Consider the following 19,325-nt stretch of genomic DNA (forward strand, 5'->3'; position numbering starts at 1 on the left):
ATATTGAAAAATAAGTTACTTTCCTCCAGAGATAAAAATAGAGACAGGGATAAACAATAGATTAGCAGTTTTATAGCCATTCGATGACGCTCGTTTTGAGCAAAATAAGCAAAACATTCACCAATGATCGAGGATACAAATCCAAAACGAAACACTAAAAGGGAGGTGTACATAATCGTTATTAACGTAAAAGGTATGATGTCGACCAATTGAATTTCTTCTATAAATAGTAGAAACCCAACAAAGAGGAATGCAATAAAGACTGTTACAACTAAGACAGTTAATAAATTTCGTAGAATGATTTTGATCAAAAGTCCTCCAATAAATATTTGTCCTCTCAATAATTTTACAATTATTTACAAATGCATTCAACTTACACCAACAAAAAAATTCTCCCCGAAAAGGGAGAATTCATTCAATAATTTCTACTATGTCTCAGTCTTCTTCACTCTCGTAAAGACATAGGCTGTAATCCAGGCGGTCATTGGAATAACTAATGCCACTCCAGTGCCTGCACAGAATATTGTCATCATTTCGGCACTGAAAATCTTCGAATTGATGATTTCACCAAAGGAATAGTCTAAATCCTTAAACCAAATCAACAGGGCCATATACCCGCCAAAAAAGGCAAAGAATAATGTATTAGCACTTGTACCTAAAATGTCTTTACCAATTTGGATGCCGAACGAGAAGAATTCTTTCCTGCTCGCATAAGGATGATGGAAGCGCATCTCAAACATTGGAGAAGAGATAGCCATGGCAGCATCCGTTATCGCACCGATTGTACTCATGATAATAACAGATGCAGCAATCTTCACAAAGTCAGTTCCTATGTAAAGGGAGAAAATCGTCAACTCCTCCACTTCTTCTTCTCCGAATCCTTGTATCTTCGAAGCATCAGTCAGAACCCATATGAATGCAAGCAGAACAATAATGGTCAAAAGCGAAGCAAGAAAGGCTGTTTTTGTTTTTGTATTTATTTCATTAATAAAGAACAAATTTATGCAGCCAATAATCACGCAGGCAATAAACGTTACGATGATTGGGTCAGCCTGCGGAATTAACATGATAATGACTGAAATCATCAGAACCATAAAGTTGAAGAATATTGCAATAAAAGACCTGGCCCCTTTTCTCCCTCCGATGATCAGCATAAGGATAAACAACAGAAGCGCCAGTGACACAAGTGTATTCATAGCCTGCTCCTTTTTCGATTAATAAAGAAAATCGCCGTATATAATCCAATCGGAATAGTGATGACGATTCCAATTCCTCCCGCAAATGCTCTAGCCATCTCTAATGAAAGATTCATTGAAAGGGTAAATCCAAGAGGGGATGCATTCTTTAAATACAGGATTAACATAGGAATTGACCCGCTTATATAAGCGAAAAATAAAATATTGGTCATTGTCCCCATTATATCCTTGCCAATCTCAAATCCAGATGTCTGCAGTGCTTTAACCGATATATCAGGCTTCTTTTCATAAAGTCCAAAGATAGAAGAAACAAGCGTAATAGCCACATCCATGACAGCACCAAGCGACCCAATGAATAACCCAGCCAGGAATACTATCCGGTATGGGCTCGTCAAGAATTGCATTTCTTCATAGCGCAGACCGCTGTCCTTCGTCATTTCCATCACAAGAAATGTCAGACAAAATGATACAAAAGTCCCAAGCAAGGTCGTTATAATAGCAGCAAAGGTCTTCTCATTAAGGCCATTGACAAGTATAAGAGAAATAACAGTAAAAATAACAACAGAGCCACCACAAATCCAGAGTAAACTTATGCCTGTGCCCAGATAAACATCCAATGCATAAGACAAGATGGCCGCATTCACCACAAGACTAATAACCGCAAAAAAACCCTGTTTCCTTCCAACAAATAAAAGCGTTAAAATGAACACCCATGCCGCCAGCAGCACATAGTGATCTCTCTTTAACGACTGGATGGTGCCAGTGAGCGAATCAGTCTCACTTGATTCCTTAATAGTGACAAAAACATCGTTGCCAACTTGATAATCTATATCATATGCTCCCGAATCAGAATACATATTGGTTAAAGAAATCACCTGACCCTTTAGATCACCATTTCTCATGACTGCTTTCATTTCCTGCGTATAGAGGGAATCATGATTCTCAAATCGATCCAATAAGTCCTCCGTATCAACAGTCTTTACCTCTGTCACTTCTGCTATAGGCTTATCATAAAGTGCATGATTATGATTCACAAACACAATAGAAGAAAGGATGCAAATCGCAAGCAGGAGAGCGCGAAATAACGGTTTATTTACTTTCAACAAGAAGCTACGCAAGACAACACCCCCAAAACTAGAATCTTACTATATGTATTGGAGTTAGAATAGCAAGACTTTGTTTCCCTCGTCAATTAAATCCACAAAAAAGAAGATTCTGTTCAATCTTCATACCCTTTAATAAATTGGCTTCTGTTTTGTTCAAAAGAGAAGGGTTCGTTTATTTAAAAACACTTACAGGAATATCAATCAATTCCATTAAGGAAGAAAGAAAAAATAGTTGCATAAACAACTATCTATTATTATACTAATATAATGTTTATTGAATGAATGCATATAGTTGATAGGTAAATAACAGAATTGCATATTTTCTTTCTAAACAAATTCTGTAAGAGAGGGTGACAGTTAATATGAATAGTAATCATTCAGAGGATATTGGACGTTATATCGCGAAAATTTATTGTAAAGGGTCAGCCTTAATATCTAAAGAGCTCCAGGAATATGGAATCGGCTCTGGACAATACGCCTTTCTCTTACAACTTTACCGCAAAGACGGCGTAAGTCAGGAGGAGCTGGCAAAGCTTCTTTTAGTCGACAAAGCAACCGTTGCTAGAGCGATAAAGAAATTAGAGGAGGAGAATTTAGTTTATCGGGTTCGCAATGAAAAAGATAAACGCTATTACAAGGTTTTTATTACAGAAAAAGCATTGAACATTAAGGAAGAAGTATTTAATAAACTTCACGCTTGGGACGAAACCATCAAACAGAGTTTAACAAAAGAAGAAGAAGCACAGATGACTTATCTGCTGAAAAAAATCACAACCAGCTTATTGAAAGGAGAAAACCATTGAATAATCAAAACGTATTAGGCACAGAATCAATCGGAAAACTTTTATTGAAGTATTCAGTTCCTGCCATTATCGGGATGATCGTGAATGCTCTATATAATATTGTAGACCGTATTTTCATCGGGCATATCCCTAATGTGGGCCCAATGGCCATTACAGGCGTTGGAGTTACAATGCCGATTATGACACTAATATTGGCATTTGGGATGTTAGTGGGAATCGGTGCGACAGCAAGTATATCCATTAAACTAGGGCAAGGCAATAAGAATGAAGCAGAGCAAATTATCGGTAATGCGACTAAGCTAATAATCTTCCTTGGAATTGGATTAACTGTTCTTGGGCTACTGTTTTTAAACCCATTGCTGCGCTCGTTCGGAGCAACTGATCAAACCATTGTTTTTGCTAAAGACTATATCCAAATCATCCTTATCGGAATTATCTTTAACCTATTCGCTTTTGCCTTCTCACATATGACGCGTGCAGATGGACATCCTAAATTAGCAGCAATCGTTATGGTAGTGGGCTGTGCAATTAATATGATCTTAGACCCAATTCTTATCTTCGGTTTTGATTTAGGTATCCAAGGAGCGGCCATTGCTACTGTTATTTCTCAGGCGATTACAGCATTCTGGTTATTATTCCATTTCACAAAAGGTTCATCTGTATTAAAAATTTCATTAATCAACATGAAACTCAACATATCGATTATCAAAACAATCTTCGCAATCGGTATGGCGCCTTTCGCTATGCAGCTTGCCTCTTGCTTTGTACAAATATTTGCAAACAATACATTGATGACCTATGGCGGAGACATGGCCATTGGTGCAATGACCGTGATTAACTCCATATCATTGTTCTTCCTAATGCCGATTTTCGGTATTAATCAAGGCTCTCAGCCAATTATCGGTTTCAACTACGGGGCAAGGCAATATCATCGCAGCAAAAAAGCGTTGATCTATTCAATCATTGCGGCAACGGTCGTTTTAAGCCTTGGTGCAGCAATGATTCAATTATTTCCTGCGTTCTTCGTTGGCATTTTTAATAATGATCCTACTCTTACTCAAATGGCGGTAGAAGGGATGAAGATCTTCTTATTTGCCCTTCCTATTTTAGGCATTTCAGTAGTGGGACCTAACTATTTCCAATCAATCGGAAAACCTAAAATCTCCTTATTATTAAGCTTGATGCGCCAGGTTCTGCTGTTTATCCCTTTACTATTCATACTTCCCCGCTTTATGGGGTTAAAGGGAGTATGGTTTGTCATGCCTATCAGTGATTCAATTACAGCCGTTACCACCCTATACTTCCTGCGCCGTGAAATGAAAAGGACAAGAGGTCAGATTTCTTATCCAAAAGAAATGGAGGACTCCTTGGCCGGCTGATGAAAGAATCGAAAAGGCAGAGATGTTGTTTGAACAATACCTCTGCCTTTTTCTATTTAAAGTCCCTTCAACACCACTGTTCATCCTAGTACATTTTGCACCCTTTTTGATAGGTAGTTCCTTAGAGATAACAGCTCGAACTTATTAAAGGTATATGTATCTTTCCAACCCGAATAACCATCGATTGCTTTATTAAGCGTAATGGCAAATTCTTTTGGTAATACTCTTACTCCCCAGCTCCCAGCCTCTTGCTTGGATGAGATGACTCCTTCTTCTAAATACAAAAGCACCCTTAATACATTAAGTGAACAATAGATTGGGTCTTCTTCCATACGCTCTAAACACTCTACATAATCGCCTAAAATCGACGAAACGTAATCAGACTTCGGAATTAGAGGAAATACTTCATTGATTGAATCACCATCCACACATACGCCTCTATGATTGATAATGGTCATATGAGCCGCCAAATCATTGTCAGCATGTACTTCATCATTCAAAAACTGATAGGTATCATTTAGTAAATCCTCTGTATATCGCTCTCTCCAGAACTCGCTATAATGTAAATCAAAGGGACAAGGATGCTGCCAATGCTTTAAATGTTCTTCACAAATAAAACTAATCTCAAGAGCAAAAGGAGAATAGGAATGATGTAGACAAAATCGTGCTAAATCCCTTTTTACTTCTGTTGTCATGAAAATTTTCGTTATCACCAAAACATCCAAATCACTCCTTCTAGGATTGAACCCTCCCATTGCTAAAGAGCCATGTAAATACACTCCTCTATAATTGTCCTTAAGAATCCCCTTAATAGATTTAGTTAAAGTATAGACATAATCCTTTATTTCACCAGGACACGAATACCAGTTGTACCCCATCTTCCAACTCCCTCTCTCGTTTTATTACCCAGCCATATATAAGATTACGTTAATAAAGGGATTTGATTGATTTGACAGCATCAGTAAAGAAACAAATCGTTAATAAGCCTATAATCATAACAATAGTTGATAACGAATCATTTGATGTAAAGATGCCGATAAAAACCAAAATCATTCCTAAATAAAAACCTGGATCACCAAATTGTTCAATTGATACCTCTTCCTTAATACTAATCTGATCTTGCAGCTTTTTATCATTTCTTATCAAATCATCAACGGTCACCCCGAATAAATCACTTATCCTAATTAGATTTTGAATATCAGGATACCCTCTACCGCTTTCCCATTTATACACAGCCTGACGAGACATATTCAATTCCTTGGCTAATTCATCTTGAGACCATTTTCTTTCCTCTCTCAGAGTCTTTAATTTACTTCCAAAATCATTATCCATATCCGATATCTCCTAATAAAATCCTACAACAAAAATGGGATAGTATGGAATAAACTTATCGTTACAAACGTAAACAGCAGGTTTACATTCAATGCAGCCTCTAAAAAAATCTCCTCTTCCCTCACATAAAAAAGAGAGCTGATCATTCAGCTCTTGATAAGAGGAACTTGAACTTTTAAATTTTCTTTTATACTTCCTAAGAAGCAATAGCTGTTATCCAAAAACAGCTCGCTGTAAGGATAGCCAGAGGTGTCATAACTAACCTTTCCTTTCTGCTCTTAGAAAACCCATTCATCATTGCATTAAGCGTAAGATATGAGGCAAATAAAAAACAAAGGCCCCTGGTAATGCCAATCGAGAATAAAGAAGGAATGATGTCAGCAGTCTGTAAGATAATGATGATCGCAAATAACTGAATCAGCACAGAACAGCCACAAGCCACTCTCAATCTAATCGGCATGACCGTGTATTTACCGCCCATTGCAAATTCTCCATATGGGAACCCGAAAGCCAGCAAAGTATATAAGCATGCAACCAGCAAAAATAAGCCGCCTCCAATGAAAGCAATAATCATCTAGTTCTCCCCCTGTAAAGCATCATCCTTTCATTCTTATTATCCTTCATTTTTGTTTATAACCTATATCTCCAACAACTGAAGTCTTAGCTGCTTTTATTTTTAATCTCCTCCAATAGAGAAATCATTTTTTCATTCTGTTCAATGATGGTCTCATTTTGTCTTCTTAATTTCGTGAAATCAAAGAGATATACGAATAAGATTATTACTATAAGAATCATCAAAAGCCTAAGCCCCCCCCTTTTCTATTACGTGTATCTCAACCTTTATAGCACTCCTAATAACTAAGAATCCAAACATTCCACAAATGAATACACCCAGTCCTAGCAGGTATTTTCCTAGTTGTTCAATACATCATATATACAGCGAAAGATTTCTATCCTCCTAGATACCTTTTTGTAATAGTTTACCATTTAATTCTTTCTGCTGGGTAACCTTCTTAATAAGAATAGGTGCAAAAAAAGACCATCCTGTTTGGATGGTCTCATCAAGCTTATTTAACATACTTCTTCTTATATTCCTCGAATTCCTTTTTAGAGCATAACACATGGTGTCCTGGAGCAATTTCACGCATTTCAATCTCTTCATTTTCACCATATTGATGGACCTCTGGATTGTACGCTTTTCTGCGGCGCGTTCTTTCGCTGTCAGGGTCCGGTAATGGAATGGCAGATAATAAGGATTGTGTATATGGATGCATTGGATTCTTATATAAATCCTCACTGTCCGCAACCTCGACTAATTTTCCATAATACATAACACCAATACGGTCACTAATGTATTTAACCATGGATAAATCATGGGCGATAAATAAATACGTTAATCCTTTTTCTTTTTGAAGATTCTTCAAAAGGTTAACGACCTGGGCTTGAATAGATACGTCAAGTGCAGAAATCGGTTCATCAGCAATGATGAACTCCGGCTCTACTGCCAGCGCTCTCGCAATCCCAATCCGTTGTCTTTGACCGCCGGAGAATTCATGCGGATAACGGTTCGCATGGTCACGGTTTAGACCTACTGTTTCCAATAGTTCATAAACACGGTTCATGCGGTCCTCTTTTGATTTCGCCAGACCGTGAATATCAATACCTTCCGCAATGATGTCAGCAACTGTCATACGCGGATTAAGTGAAGCATAAGGGTCTTGGAAAATCATCTGCATGCCGCGGTTAAATTCTTTTAATTCCTTACGGCTCTTCTTGCCATGAACTTCTTTTCCCTTAAAACGAACTTCACCTTCTGTTAAGTCATATAGACGGATAATGGAGCGGCCTGTTGTCGATTTCCCACAGCCAGACTCTCCAACTAGCCCTAGTGTCTCCCCTTTATAAATATCAAAGGAGACACCGTCAATGGCTTTAACCATATTTGGCTTACCGACATTGAAATATTGCTTAATTCCTTTAACTTCAATGATTTTTTCTTTCGTAGCCATATTAGTTAATCCCTCCCACTTCTACAGGTTTATCAAAATTGGAGGCCATATGGCGAATTCGTGCTTGTACAGCTTCCGGAGGCGTAACTTTCGGTGCATCCGGATGAAGAAGCCAGGACTTCACAAAATGAGTCTCAGAAATTTGATAGTATGGAGGCTCCTTCTCAAAATCAATTTCCAGTGCATATTCATTACGCGGTGCAAATGGGCAGCCTTTAGGTGGATTGATTAAATCCGGAGGCGTTCCCGGAATCGCGATTAATTCTGTGTCTCCATCATTATCAAGGCTTGGCATGGAGGATAATAATCCCCATGTGTATGGATGACGCGGATCATAGAATACCTCGTCAACTGTTCCTGTCTCAACAATTTGACCGCCATACATAACAGCCACACGATCAGCTACGTTGGCTACTACACCCAAGTCATGCGTAATAAAGATGATGGATGTATCAATTTTATTTTGCAAATCCTTCATCAATTCAAGAATTTGTGCTTGGATGGTTACATCGAGAGCAGTAGTCGGCTCATCGGCAATAAGAACCTTAGGATTACAAGACAGAGCAATCGCAACGACTACACGCTGTCTCATACCACCTGAGAATTGATGCGGATATTGGTTCATCCGAATCTCAGGCTGCGCAATCCCAACGAGTCTTAGAAGCTCGATTGCCCGCTCACGAGCAGCTGCCTTACTGAAATTTTGGTGCTTGATTAAGCCCTCCATGATTTGTTTGCCGACTTTCATCGTCGGGTTCAAGGAAGTCATCGGATCCTGGAAAATCATAGAGATTTCCTTGCCGCGTACCTTTTGCATTTCTTTCTCGCTTAATTTCGCAATATCACGGTCTCCAAAGAGGATATGGCCTTCTTTAATAAATCCTGCTGGTTCAGGTAACAATCTCATTAACGCTTTCGTCGTAACAGATTTACCGGAACCGGATTCTCCGACAATCGCTAATGTTTCGCCTTTAAAAAGGTCGAAACTGACACCGCGGACAGCTTTTACTTCCCCACCATAGGTATTGAAGGAGACATGCAAATCTTTTACTTCTAGTAATTTATCCATTTTTTATTCTCCTCCGCTACTATTTTCTCATTTTTGGATCTAGCGCATCGCGCATTCCATCAGCTAATAAGTTAAAGCTCAAAATCAAGATACTGATTGTAAGAGCTGGAATAATCAATAAATATGGGAATGAACGTAAGTATCTGAACCCTTCATTCACCAGGGAGCCCAATGAGGCTTCCGGAGCAGCAATCCCTAAACCGATAAAGCTTAAGAACGCTTCTGTGAAAATGGCCCCTGGAATAGTGAACATCGATGTAACAATGATTGGGCCTAATGTATTAGGTAATAAATGTTTAAAGATAAGACTTGAATTTGTAGCTCCTAATGTTTTAGACGCGAGCACATATTCTTGATCACGAAGCTTCAAGAACTGCCCGCGGACCATTCGAGCCATACCTATCCACCCCGTAACAACCATGGCAAGCGTGATGGACAGTACCCCTGGCTTATCGAATATCAAAATCATCAAAATAACGACAATTAAATATGGAATCCCTACAAGCACCTCTATAATCCTCTGCATGAACGCATCAATTCTTCCGCCAAAGAAACCGGATACGCCGCCATAGGTAACTCCTATGAAGAATTCGATGACAGCTGCTAAGACGGCAATGTATAAGGAAATTCTCGCTCCATACCAGATCCTTGTCCATTGGTCACGTCCTAAATCATCTGTACCAAACCAGTGGTATGTGTCTTCATACCCCTTAGCCTCATACACATTGTTCCCATTTTTATCCGTTCCGTCAAACGGAAGCCAAGATATATTTTCAAGACCTTGAACTCTTGGCGGAAATTTTGATTTCCCTAAATCCTGTTCCTTAAAAGTGTATCCGGATACCATCGGTCCAAAAATCGCCAGAAGGACAAAGATGATAATCACTATTAATCCAGCAACGGCACCTTTGTTTTTGAACAATCTATGTCTCGCATCCTGCCAAAATGTTAAGCTTTTTCTTTCAATCTTTTCAGCATCATTACCTTTTGGACCAACAACCTGGAATAATTCAGGAGAGAGATTTTCATTTTGTATGTTTTTTTCCATTATTTCTTCCCTCCTGCTAAACGAATACGAGGATCAACAACACCGTAAAGGATGTCTACCACAAATATGACTAAGATAAATAGCACACTGTAGAAAATGGTTGTACCCATAATCGTAGTATAGTCATTCTGATTAATGGAGCTAACAAACTGGTACCCAAGACCAGGAATAGCAAAGATTTGCTCGATAATTAATGTTCCTGTCATGATATTGACTGCCATCGGTCCAAGAATCGTAATGATTGGAATTAAGGCATTACGAATTCCGTGCTTGATAACAACACTTGTACCGGACAGCCCTTTTGCTTTTGCTAGTGTAATATAATCGGATCCCATTACTTCAAGCATCTCAGAACGCATGAATCGGGCAATGGAAGCAATTACACCAGCGGATAATGCGAGTGTAGGCAGTATTGTATACTCAAAGCCTTCCCAGAAAGCAACAGGGAATACCTCCCACTTAACAGCCAAGAAGTACTGCAGGAAAGCAGCAAAAACGAATGATGGAATCGAAGCCCCTAGAACCGCAATGACAGTTGCACTGAAATCAACCCATGTATTATGCCGAAGAGCGGCAAATATTCCTAAAATAAGCCCCATAATTGTCCCAAACAGTAAGGCCTGGAAACCGAGGTGAGCAGAAGCTCCAATACGTGTCGCAATCAATTCTGTAACTGGGCGATTATCATACTGGAAGGATGTCCCTAAATCACCTTTAAGCAAATCTCCCATATAGTTAACATATTGCACAGGTACCGGGTCATTTAACCCATACTTCTCGTAAATAATCTCTTTTTGTTCTGCTGATAGCTTTTCTTGGTTCTTTAAGGGAGAACCAGGAAGCATTTTCATTAAGAAAAAGGTAGCAGTGGTAATAACAAAAAGGGTAATGATCATATAGAGTAATCTTTGTAGTGTAAATCGCAGCATATTTAGCCCCCCTTTTTTCTATCTAGCATCGTTAAATATACTAGTTGTCCTTTTATAAGTATTCTCTGTGGAATGGACTTATATGGCAATTTATTAGATTGTTCCAGCCATATAAGTAATCAATTAGATATTGCGACCCATTCCACAGAAAATAGATAACGATATCAACAACCTATTTAACATAATGCAATACTCAAAAATTTACAGTCAATTCTGAATACAATCCCATAACTAGGGAAAAGGAGAGTACAAGCCCTTTTTTTGGCTTGCACTCTCCTAGATAGGCTCACGAGATTTTATTCCTCGATTGATACCCACTTGTAGCTGTAGTCCCCACCGAATGAGTGAGTAAGTAATCCTTTAACTTTATCTTTCATCAAGAAAGCTCCACCACGTTGGTAAATTGGGGCAATAACAGCTTCTTCTTCAATAAGAAGTTTCTCTGCGTCTGCCATAGCAGTATCACGTGCTTTTAAATCATCAAGAAGTGTAGTGTTAGCATCCTTGATTAATTTATCGTATTTTGCATTGCTGAATTTACCGTGGTTATTTCCGTTGCCAGTTGTGAACATATCCAAGAATGTCATAGGGTCTTGATAGTCAGGGCCCCATCCAGAGAAGGAAATGTCGAAATCACCTTTTGCTTGAAGATCCAATTTATTTTGGAAAGGCTGTTGGCTGATTGTAAGCGTGAAGCCTTCAAGTACAGATTCCATTTGCTCTTTCAGGTATTCACCTGTTTTCTTAGCAGAATCAGAATCATAATTTAACAATTCAAGCTCAACTTTATCTTTGCCAAGTTCTTTTAAGCCTTCAGCCCAAAGCTTAGCAGCTTCATCTTTATTTGTTTTAAGCATATCTCCGTTTACGTCACGGAAATCTTTGCCGTCTTGAGTTGTGTAGAATTGTTTCGGCACGATATAGTAAGCAGCACTTGATCCATTATTCAAAATAGTATCAACATACGCTTCTTTATCAAATGCCATTGTTAAAGCCTTACGAATTTTTGTGTTTGCTAGAATTTCATTTTCTTGGTTGAATTCCAAGTAGAAAACAGAAGAATCTGGTTCAGTTAGGAACTCTTCGGAATCCTTAAAGTTATCAACATGTTCAGCAGATAGGCCTACACGATCGATTTTACCAGTTTCATATAGGTTAACCGCTGTGTTTGTATCTTTAACAATCTTGAAGTTTACTGTTTCAAGCTTTACAGTGTCTTTATCCCAATACTCTTTGTTTTTGGAAAGCTTAAAGCTTTCTTCATGTTTCCATTCAGATAGTGTGAAAGGACCATTATAGATTGTTGTATCTGCTTCTAAACCATATTTATCGCCTTGCTCTTCAACGAATTTTTGGTTTTGAGGCATGAATGTTCCAAAAGAAAGAAGTGATTTAAAATAAGGAACCGCATTTGCTAATTTAACTTCGAGTGTATTGTCATCAATAGCTTTAACACCTAGCTCAGAAGGTTTTTTCTTTCCTGAGTTAATTTCTTGGCCATTCTCAACTACATACATCATGTATGCATATTGAGCACCAGTGTCAGGATTAACAGCCTTTTGCCAAGCATAAACGAAATCGTGAGCTGTGACAGGATCGCCGTTAGACCATTTAGCATCTTTTCTTAATTTGAAAGTGTACGTTTTGCCATCTTCACTTACTTCTGGCTCACCCTCAGCTACACCGTCAGTAACCTCATCGTTCTCACCTAAACGGTAAAGACCTTCCATAACGTTATTCATTACGTTGAAGGATACTGAGTCAGTTGCTAAAGTTGTATCCATAGATGGGATTTCAGACGATTCAACAACATTAAGTACTTGTTCTACTCCCTCTGTGCTCCCGCCGCCTTTGCTAGATGTACTGTCATCGCCAGAACATGCAGCCAAGAACGTGCTTAAAGCAAGAATCATCACAAGGAATAATGACACTTTTTTTGCTTTCATACAGTTAATGACCTCCCTATTTTTTTCTCTTCTAATTTTCAGAAGATTTCGTAACCAATAATAAATGCTTTCTGACAATTTTGCAATCTTTTTTTACAATTCCGTTAAGTTACTGTGTCATTAGAAAGTCAAACTTGCCAGCAAAAGCTCGATTTACTTAAGTAACGCATGAATAAACTAAAACAATCTTTTTATGTTTTCAGAATATTCAAAACAGATACCTTGTAAATTAGCTTTTAGTAAACATAGTAATATATTAAAATTTTATTTAAAATCTTTCAACTCCTAATTTAAAAAATAAACTTTTAATTTCAAAAAAGGTATAATATTATTACAACAACGCTAAACAAAATGGAGGACAATCATGATATCTCCCAGCAGACAATATTTGATTCTAAATGCATCCGCTCTTCTTATTGCATTAGCCTACTCTCTCTTTCAACCGGAAATCCTTCTTCCTTTCATTAATGCCTATTTTATGATTGGGCTCGCATACTTAAGTATCGGAGCGATGATGTTTGTTATCGGCCGCGGATTTTTCAGCATTTTCGCCCATAGCTATAAAAAGGTTATGAAGAGAAGTACAAAAAAAGAAGAATATATTTCCGAGCTTTCGGGCGATACTGAAGAAAAAGGGCCTGATATGAAGGTGCTCACCTCCTCCTGGACCCGTCCGCTCATCTATTCCGGAGCCTTATCCTTTCTGATAACTTTTGCCTGTTCCTATATGATGATTAGGTAGTTGCCAAAAACGGGATATTTGAGTAAAATATCATTACTTAAAGCTTACTAAATATGACAGGCTATGATGGAGAATAGTACGGCAATTGAAAGGATCTCAGAGAGTTTGTGGTCGCTGCGAACAAACATCCCCCTTGCCCGAATGGACTTACCTGAGCCTCCTGCCGGAACTAATAGTATGGCATGGACGTTAATGCCCGCGTTATTGGGCAATCATGCTTTCATAATAAGCATGATATAGAGCCGGTTTATGTATGAAGATCATAAACAATTAGGGTGGTACCGCGAATCCCATTCGTCCCTTTTTTAAGAGGATGAATGGGATTTTTTTATTACTGAAAGGAGTTTTTAAGATGAAAACGATTTTTTCCGGCATTCAACCGACTGGAACAGTTACATTAGGAAATTATATTGGAGCAATGAGACAATTCGTCAAGCTTCAGGATGAATATCATTGCTATTTCTGTATCGTAGATGAGCATGCTATTACCGTTCCGCAAGACCGACTAGAGCTAAGAAAGAATATTAAGAGTCTTGCTGCTCTTTACCTTGCTGTTGGAATCGACCCTGAAAAGGCAACAATCTTCATTCAATCAGAGGTTCCGGCCCATACCGAGGCAGGATGGATTATGCAATGTAATTCTTATATTGGCGAGCTTGAAAGAATGACTCAGTATAAAGATAAATCACAGAAGCAGGCGGCCATTTCAGCGGGTCTGCTCACATATCCGCCATTGATGGCAGCCGATATCCTTCTATATAAGACCGATATCGTCCCTGTCGGTGATGACCAAAAGCAGCATGTTGAATTGACCCGTGATATCGCAGAGCGATTCAATAAGAAATACGGGGAGATCTTCACCATTCCTGACATTCAGCTCCCAGCTCATGGTGCAAGGATCATGGCCCTGCAAGAACCGACCAAAAAGATGAGTAAATCCGATACAAACCAAAAGTCAACCATCCGCCTATTGGATGACTTGAAGCAAATTGAGAAGAAGATTAAGAGTGCGGTCACTGATTCTGAAGGAATCGTGAAATATGACCGCGAGAACAAACCAGGCATCTCCAACCTGCTGGATATTCACTCTGCTTTAAGCGGAGAGCCCGTATCAAGCATTGAAGCACGATTTGAAGGAAAAGGCTATGGAGATTTCAAGGCAGAGGTTGCTCAGGTTGTAGTCAATACCCTCCGCCCGATTCAGGAACGTTACAACGAGCTGCTCAACTCTCCTGAGCTTGATGAAATACTTGATAAAGGTGCTTTTGAAGCTAATAAAGCAGCTAATAAGACATTAACAAAGATGAAGAATGCCGTAGGGCTAGGCAGAAAAAGACGCTAAAACGCGAAAAAAGAGTGCAGATTACGCAAGCTTGCTTGCAGTCTGCACTCTTTTTCTATTCAGAAAAAACTATTTTCATAAGAAAAGGCCATCCTACAGCATGGATGGCCGGTCACCAACTTCCATTTCCCACAGCTTTTCAAAGAAAGGCTGACCTTTTATGAGACGCTCACACAGCATTGTGTGCTTTCCTGTCCAGCCCTGCTTCATTTCATCAAATAACTTCTGCCATATTTCCTCAAAACTCATTTCAAGCACATTGGAGTATTCCTCCGGGGCCCATTCCGTATACCAATAGCGGATTTCAGCTGTATTGCCGGCATTCTTTAATTGATCCAGTGCCATGAAGAGCAGCTGCTTCAATTGACGCTCACGCCTCGTTAGTCCAAGCATACTAGTTGGCGAGGGGGAGAGTATATGATATTCCTTCTTCTTGTAATCCGCGATCATAGAGGCATAATCATATTTTTCCGGTTCAATATTTTGGATCATTTCATAAGCCAATTGCTCCTGACGAGGAATAAGGCGGCTCTTGCGGATTGGGATACTGTAGCCAATCGTATCGATGGCAATAATGCCTGTCCCATCAGTTGCGACAAAGCAATAATCCATTGGAATACGTTCATGATTCTTGCGAATATAAGCCTTCTTATAGACTTCCTCCAAAAGGCTTGATGGAAGCTCCAATAAATCATTTTCGATGTAGTGAAATAAAACAGGCTCCAGCTTCAAAAGAGGCACTTGATCGAGTAATTCTACCGTGTCTTCTTTTCTCCACTCATGAAAACTGCAAATATTATAGCTATTTTCTTCTCCTTCAAACCAATTCACCCAAACATCATGGAGATACAACATACCAGAATATCCCTCGCTTCTATCCTATTTGTCAATCATTATAGGCAGAATTCATGGAAAATATTCCTGTTTCTACGGGAAATTCCGATTAATCCGTCTGTTCCCCGGCTAGTTCCTGCCAACGACTGATGATATCCTTGGCTGAATGAGTAAATAACGCTTTTGTCTTCAACCCTTTATATTCTGCATAATCCTTCACGACCCTGTATCCCGCTTCATACCCCCCCATCTTCGGCACACCGCCGCCGCCGAAAAGCAGCCTGTCATGCAGTGGATCATTTCTCTCCAGCTCAAAGTTGGGAACATAATTCGATTTAAGTCTTTTACGGACTTCGTCAGTTGTATGTCTTTTTGTCCAAGGCGCCAAATACGGCGTACCGCAATATTCACTCACTGCATATTCAGCCAAGCCTTCCATCACAATCGAGCTTGCCAAATTGCTTTCCATTCTTTCATCCAGTATAGAAAGGCGTGTAGCATGATGATATTCATGAACAAATAAAGCTTCTAACTCCTTCTTCTCAATATCCCCAGAGACAAAGAGAAACAGTTTATCGACAAAGGCGAGTCCCGCCTTCCTTTTTTCAGAAGGCCTGAAAAGTCTAAGGCCCTCCATTGCCACAGGAAAAATGAAGATAGGAATATCCGGTCCATTCCATTCCTTTTGATACTTCTTGAAATATCCTTCTGCCTCATCCCATATAGCTCTTTCCTTCATCTGTTCGTAGATAACCTTAGTCCTTTTATTGGGACGATACATTCCCGTCTTTTTTAACGTTTCAATCAATGCTTGTTCCTGGGAATAAACCGTTTCTAATATATGGTCTTCCACCTTCCTCATATCTCCAAAAGACTCATCAAGCCATTTGTCTGTCCTGATAATGCCCATCTTTGTTCACTTCCCCAAATCATTTGCTCCTGCATTATATGAAGACCCCTATGTTTTGGGAATGGTGAATAGGCACAATCCAATAAAAAAAGCAGGAGACCAGCCAGAAGGATTCATCTTTCAACCTTCGGGCAATCATCTCTTGCCTTTTATTTCATCGTGACATAATATTTTTATTCGTATTTCTTAAAAACAATCGTTGCATTATGGCCGCCAAAGCCAAAGGAGTTGCTCATCGCACAGCGAACGGTCTTTTCTCTCGCTTCATTCGGGACATAATCCAAATCACACACTGGATCCTTTTCATGATAATGAATAGTCGGAGGAATAAGATCATTGACAATTGATAGTACCGAGAAAATGGCCTCTACTCCGCCGGCAGCGCCAAGCAAATGGCCGGTCATAGATTTTGTTGAGCTCACAGCCAACTGGTAGGCATGCTCGCCAAACACAGATTTAATGGCCATTGTTTCTAAAGAGTCATTGTATTCAGTACTCGTTCCATGTGCATTAATGTAATCAATGGCGTCAGAGGAAAGCTTGGCATCATCAAGAGCCATTTTCATTGCTCTCGCACCGCCTTCTCCCTCAGGTGCAGGAGCTGTAATATGGTGAGCATCACCAGTAGATCCATATCCAACAATTTCCGCATAGATTGGCGCATTTCGCTTCATTGCATGGGATAGCTCCTCTAGCACCAGTACGCCTGCTCCCTCTCCAATGACAAAGCCATCTCGATTCTTATCAAATGGCCTGCTAGCTGAATCTGGGTCTGGATTCGTGGAAAGAGCTGTATTGGCGCAGAAACCCGCCAAGGCCATTCTCGTAATCGGCGCCTCCGCTCCACCGGTGACTATGACGTCAGCATCCCCGCGCTGAATGGCTTTGAAGGCATCGCCGATTGAATTTGTCCCTGTAGCACAAGCGGTAACTGTACAGGAGTTAATTCCCTTAGCCCCAAGCATGATGGAGACTTGGCCGCTCGCCATGTCTGGGATCAGCATCGGTACAAAAAACGGACTTACACGTCTATGGCCTCTTTTTAAGAACACATCATATTGTTGTTCAAAGGTTTCCATTCCGCCAATTCCCGATCCAATCCAAACGCCTACTCGCTCAGCATTTTCCGGTGTAATCTCCAGCTTAGAATCCTCTACTGCCATCTTGGCTGCCGCAATGGCATAGTGAGTAAAGCGGTCCATCTTCCTTGCTTCCTTACGGTCCACATAATCCGTTATTTCGAAGTCTTTTACTTCTCCGGCAACCTTTGCCGGAAATTCGTCTGCATTCACTCTTGTCAAAGGCCCTATCCCAGATACACCATTAATAGCTTTCTCCCAATTCTCTTTGACAGAATTTCCTAATGGAGAAACAGCTCCCATGCCTGTCACAACAACTCGTTTCAGCTCCATGTACAATCGCTCCTTCTATGTGATCTCAATCATTCGTTTATTTGCCCCAGCGTATAGCGGCCGCACCCCAAGTGAGACCGGCACCAAATCCAACCAGGACAATTAAATCCCCGTCTTTTATTCTCCCAGCTTCTACTTCTTCACATAATGCAATCGGAATCGAGGCTGATGAAGTGTTTCCATATTTATGAACAACTTTAGACATCTTTTCAACTGGAAGCTCTAAACGCTGCCTAGACGCTTCCATAATACGAATATTCGCTTGATGAGGAATGAGGAAATCAACCTCTTCCTTCGTTAAACCAGCTTTCTTCAATACATTAAGAGAGGACTCACCCATTTGTCTGACCGCAAATTTAAATACTTCCCGACCGTTCATTGTAATGAACTCATCCGCTTTCTCTAGATGCTTTCCGCCCGACCCGTCAGAACCAAGCTCAAACGAGAGAATTCCTCTGTCTTCACTGACTGGCCCCATCACGACAGCACCTGCTCCATCTCCAAACAGTACAGCTGTATTACGGTCATTCCAATCCGTAATCTTTGATAGTTTTTCTACACCAACTACAAGAATGTGGCAGTAATCACCAGACTTTATATATTGTGAGGCAGTAACAATTCCATATGTAAATCCGGCACAGGCAGCACTGATATCCATGGCCGCAGCCTTACTTGCACCCAGCTTATCCTGAATGATGCAAGCAACTGACGGAAAAGCCTTATCAGGGGTAACCGTTGCAACCAAAATCAAATCAATCTCCTCTGCTGTAATAGCAGCATCCTTTAATGCTTGGACAGCTGCTTCATACGCCATGTCAGAAGTATCTATCCGCTCATCAGCGATTCTTCTTTCCTCAATGCCAGTGCGTGTACGAATCCATTCGTCTGAAGTGTCTACGGTCTTTTCTAAATCAAAATTGGTGACCACTTTTTCCGGCAGGAATCTCCCTACTCCTAATATGCCAGCATTCATCATAGCACCTCTCCTAATGTTCATGTTTTATTAATTGATATTAAGACTTGGTACTAATTTTAAAAGAAGCCATTCCTCTTTGCAAGAAATTTTTTGGAATAAGGTGAATGTCATATCCACTTGGACAGATTATTCATATTCTAATGTAGACAACTAAACGTATGGAGGTGTTATTTCATGGATCTATTCCCTAGGAAGAGGCAAGAAGACGGTGATGGCTTATGGAAGAGGCAAGAGGAAGGTGATGGCTTAGACCGTCTCATGTTCGGTCCTCGTCCCAATAAAAAAGAGACAG

Annotated in this window: 19 protein-coding genes and 1 other annotated feature; of the genes, 4 read left to right on the top strand and 15 right to left on the bottom strand. The window is 39.9% G+C overall.

What is annotated here, in order from left to right:
- The 3 genes from ACI35L_RS02785 to ACI35L_RS02795 form a co-directional block, all read right to left on the bottom strand.
- On the bottom strand, window positions 1-311 hold a 311-nt coding region (locus ACI35L_RS02785), incomplete at its 3' end, for a hypothetical protein (protein ID WP_439802188.1).
- A 117-nt stretch (window positions 312-428) separates the two neighbouring features.
- Window positions 429-1,196, bottom strand: coding sequence for a YibE/F family protein (locus ACI35L_RS02790; RefSeq protein WP_049671769.1), 768 nt, complete (start codon window positions 1,194-1,196; stop codon window positions 429-431).
- Window positions 1,193-2,314, bottom strand: coding sequence for a YibE/F family protein (locus tag ACI35L_RS02795; protein WP_439802189.1), 1,122 nt, complete (start codon window positions 2,312-2,314; stop codon window positions 1,193-1,195). The genes ACI35L_RS02790 and ACI35L_RS02795 overlap by 4 nt, the downstream gene beginning before the upstream one ends.
- Window positions 2,315-2,664: 350 nt before the next feature.
- Here ACI35L_RS02795 and ACI35L_RS02800 point away from each other — a divergent pair, with 350 nt between their 5' ends.
- Both ACI35L_RS02800 and ACI35L_RS02805 read left to right on the top strand, forming a co-directional pair.
- The gene (locus ACI35L_RS02800) at window positions 2,665-3,105 is read left to right on the top strand and encodes a MarR family winged helix-turn-helix transcriptional regulator (protein ID WP_049671771.1); all 441 of its coding nucleotides are present in this window, start codon (window positions 2,665-2,667) and stop codon (window positions 3,103-3,105) included.
- Entirely contained in the window at window positions 3,102-4,484 is a 1,383-nt protein-coding gene (locus ACI35L_RS02805) for an MATE family efflux transporter (protein ID WP_439802190.1), read from the top strand. The genes ACI35L_RS02800 and ACI35L_RS02805 overlap by 4 nt, the downstream gene beginning before the upstream one ends.
- Before the next feature lie 80 nt (window positions 4,485-4,564).
- Here ACI35L_RS02805 and ACI35L_RS02810 read toward each other — a convergent pair whose 3' ends face one another.
- From ACI35L_RS02810 to ACI35L_RS02845, 8 genes are all read right to left on the bottom strand, one after another.
- Window positions 4,565-5,362, bottom strand: coding sequence for an aminoglycoside adenylyltransferase domain-containing protein (locus ACI35L_RS02810; protein WP_439802191.1), 798 nt, complete (start codon window positions 5,360-5,362; stop codon window positions 4,565-4,567).
- 49 nt (window positions 5,363-5,411) lie between these two features.
- Window positions 5,412-5,816 carry a helix-turn-helix transcriptional regulator gene (locus tag ACI35L_RS02815; RefSeq protein WP_439802192.1) on the bottom strand — a complete coding sequence of 135 codons (405 nt, stop codon included), beginning with the start codon at window positions 5,814-5,816 and terminating at the stop codon, window positions 5,412-5,414.
- Window positions 5,817-6,012: 196 nt separating this feature from the next.
- Entirely contained in the window at window positions 6,013-6,390 is a 378-nt protein-coding gene (locus ACI35L_RS02820; protein ID WP_439802193.1) for a hypothetical protein, read from the bottom strand.
- 493 nt (window positions 6,391-6,883) lie between these two features.
- The gene (locus tag ACI35L_RS02825; protein WP_049671775.1) at window positions 6,884-7,825 is read right to left on the bottom strand and encodes an ABC transporter ATP-binding protein; all 942 of its coding nucleotides are present in this window, start codon (window positions 7,823-7,825) and stop codon (window positions 6,884-6,886) included.
- A gap of 1 nt (window position 7,826) precedes the next feature.
- Complete coding sequence (locus ACI35L_RS02830; protein ID WP_049671776.1) at window positions 7,827-8,894, bottom strand: ABC transporter ATP-binding protein; 1,068 nt, start codon at window positions 8,892-8,894, stop codon at window positions 7,827-7,829.
- A gap of 19 nt (window positions 8,895-8,913) precedes the next feature.
- A complete protein-coding gene (opp3C, locus tag ACI35L_RS02835; protein WP_049671777.1) occupies window positions 8,914-9,942 on the bottom strand; it encodes an oligopeptide ABC transporter permease in 1,029 nt (342 codons plus the stop codon).
- The gene (gene opp3b, locus ACI35L_RS02840) at window positions 9,942-10,871 is read right to left on the bottom strand and encodes an oligopeptide ABC transporter permease (protein ID WP_049671778.1); all 930 of its coding nucleotides are present in this window, start codon (window positions 10,869-10,871) and stop codon (window positions 9,942-9,944) included. The genes opp3C and opp3b overlap by 1 nt, the downstream gene beginning before the upstream one ends.
- A 296-nt stretch (window positions 10,872-11,167) precedes the next feature.
- Window positions 11,168-12,817: a peptide ABC transporter substrate-binding protein gene (locus ACI35L_RS02845; protein ID WP_439802194.1), complete on the bottom strand. Its 1,650-nt coding sequence runs from the start codon at window positions 12,815-12,817 to the stop codon at window positions 11,168-11,170.
- Between the two features lie 364 nt (window positions 12,818-13,181).
- Here ACI35L_RS02845 and ACI35L_RS02850 point away from each other — a divergent pair, with 364 nt between their 5' ends.
- Both ACI35L_RS02850 and trpS read left to right on the top strand, forming a co-directional pair.
- Window positions 13,182-13,559 (top strand): DUF3899 domain-containing protein, encoded by a 378-nt coding sequence (locus tag ACI35L_RS02850; RefSeq protein ID WP_439802195.1) that lies wholly within the window; start codon window positions 13,182-13,184, stop codon window positions 13,557-13,559.
- Window positions 13,560-13,613: 54 nt separating this feature from the next.
- Window positions 13,614-13,864: a binding site (T-box leader), on the top strand.
- 47 nt (window positions 13,865-13,911) lie between these two features.
- Window positions 13,912-14,901: a tryptophan--tRNA ligase gene (trpS, locus tag ACI35L_RS02855; protein ID WP_049671781.1), complete on the top strand. Its 990-nt coding sequence runs from the start codon at window positions 13,912-13,914 to the stop codon at window positions 14,899-14,901.
- Between the two features lie 93 nt (window positions 14,902-14,994).
- Here the strand turns inward: trpS and ACI35L_RS02860 are convergent, their stop codons facing one another.
- From ACI35L_RS02860 to ACI35L_RS02875, 4 genes are all read right to left on the bottom strand, one after another.
- Window positions 14,995-15,756, bottom strand: coding sequence for a YjbA family protein (locus ACI35L_RS02860; protein ID WP_049671782.1), 762 nt, complete (start codon window positions 15,754-15,756; stop codon window positions 14,995-14,997).
- 88 nt (window positions 15,757-15,844) lie between these two features.
- Window positions 15,845-16,645: a DUF2268 domain-containing protein gene (locus ACI35L_RS02865; protein WP_439802196.1), complete on the bottom strand. Its 801-nt coding sequence runs from the start codon at window positions 16,643-16,645 to the stop codon at window positions 15,845-15,847.
- A gap of 173 nt (window positions 16,646-16,818) precedes the next feature.
- Complete coding sequence (gene fabF / locus ACI35L_RS02870; protein WP_439802197.1) at window positions 16,819-18,057, bottom strand: beta-ketoacyl-ACP synthase II; 1,239 nt, start codon at window positions 18,055-18,057, stop codon at window positions 16,819-16,821.
- Window positions 18,058-18,094: 37 nt separating this feature from the next.
- Window positions 18,095-19,030: a beta-ketoacyl-ACP synthase III gene (locus tag ACI35L_RS02875; RefSeq protein ID WP_439802222.1), complete on the bottom strand. Its 936-nt coding sequence runs from the start codon at window positions 19,028-19,030 to the stop codon at window positions 18,095-18,097.
- Window positions 19,031-19,325: the final 295 nt, after the last annotated feature.

The sequence above is a fragment of the Pradoshia sp. genome, assembly GCF_051873915.1.
Taxonomy (GTDB): Bacteria; Bacillota; Bacilli; order Bacillales; family Pradoshiaceae; genus Pradoshia.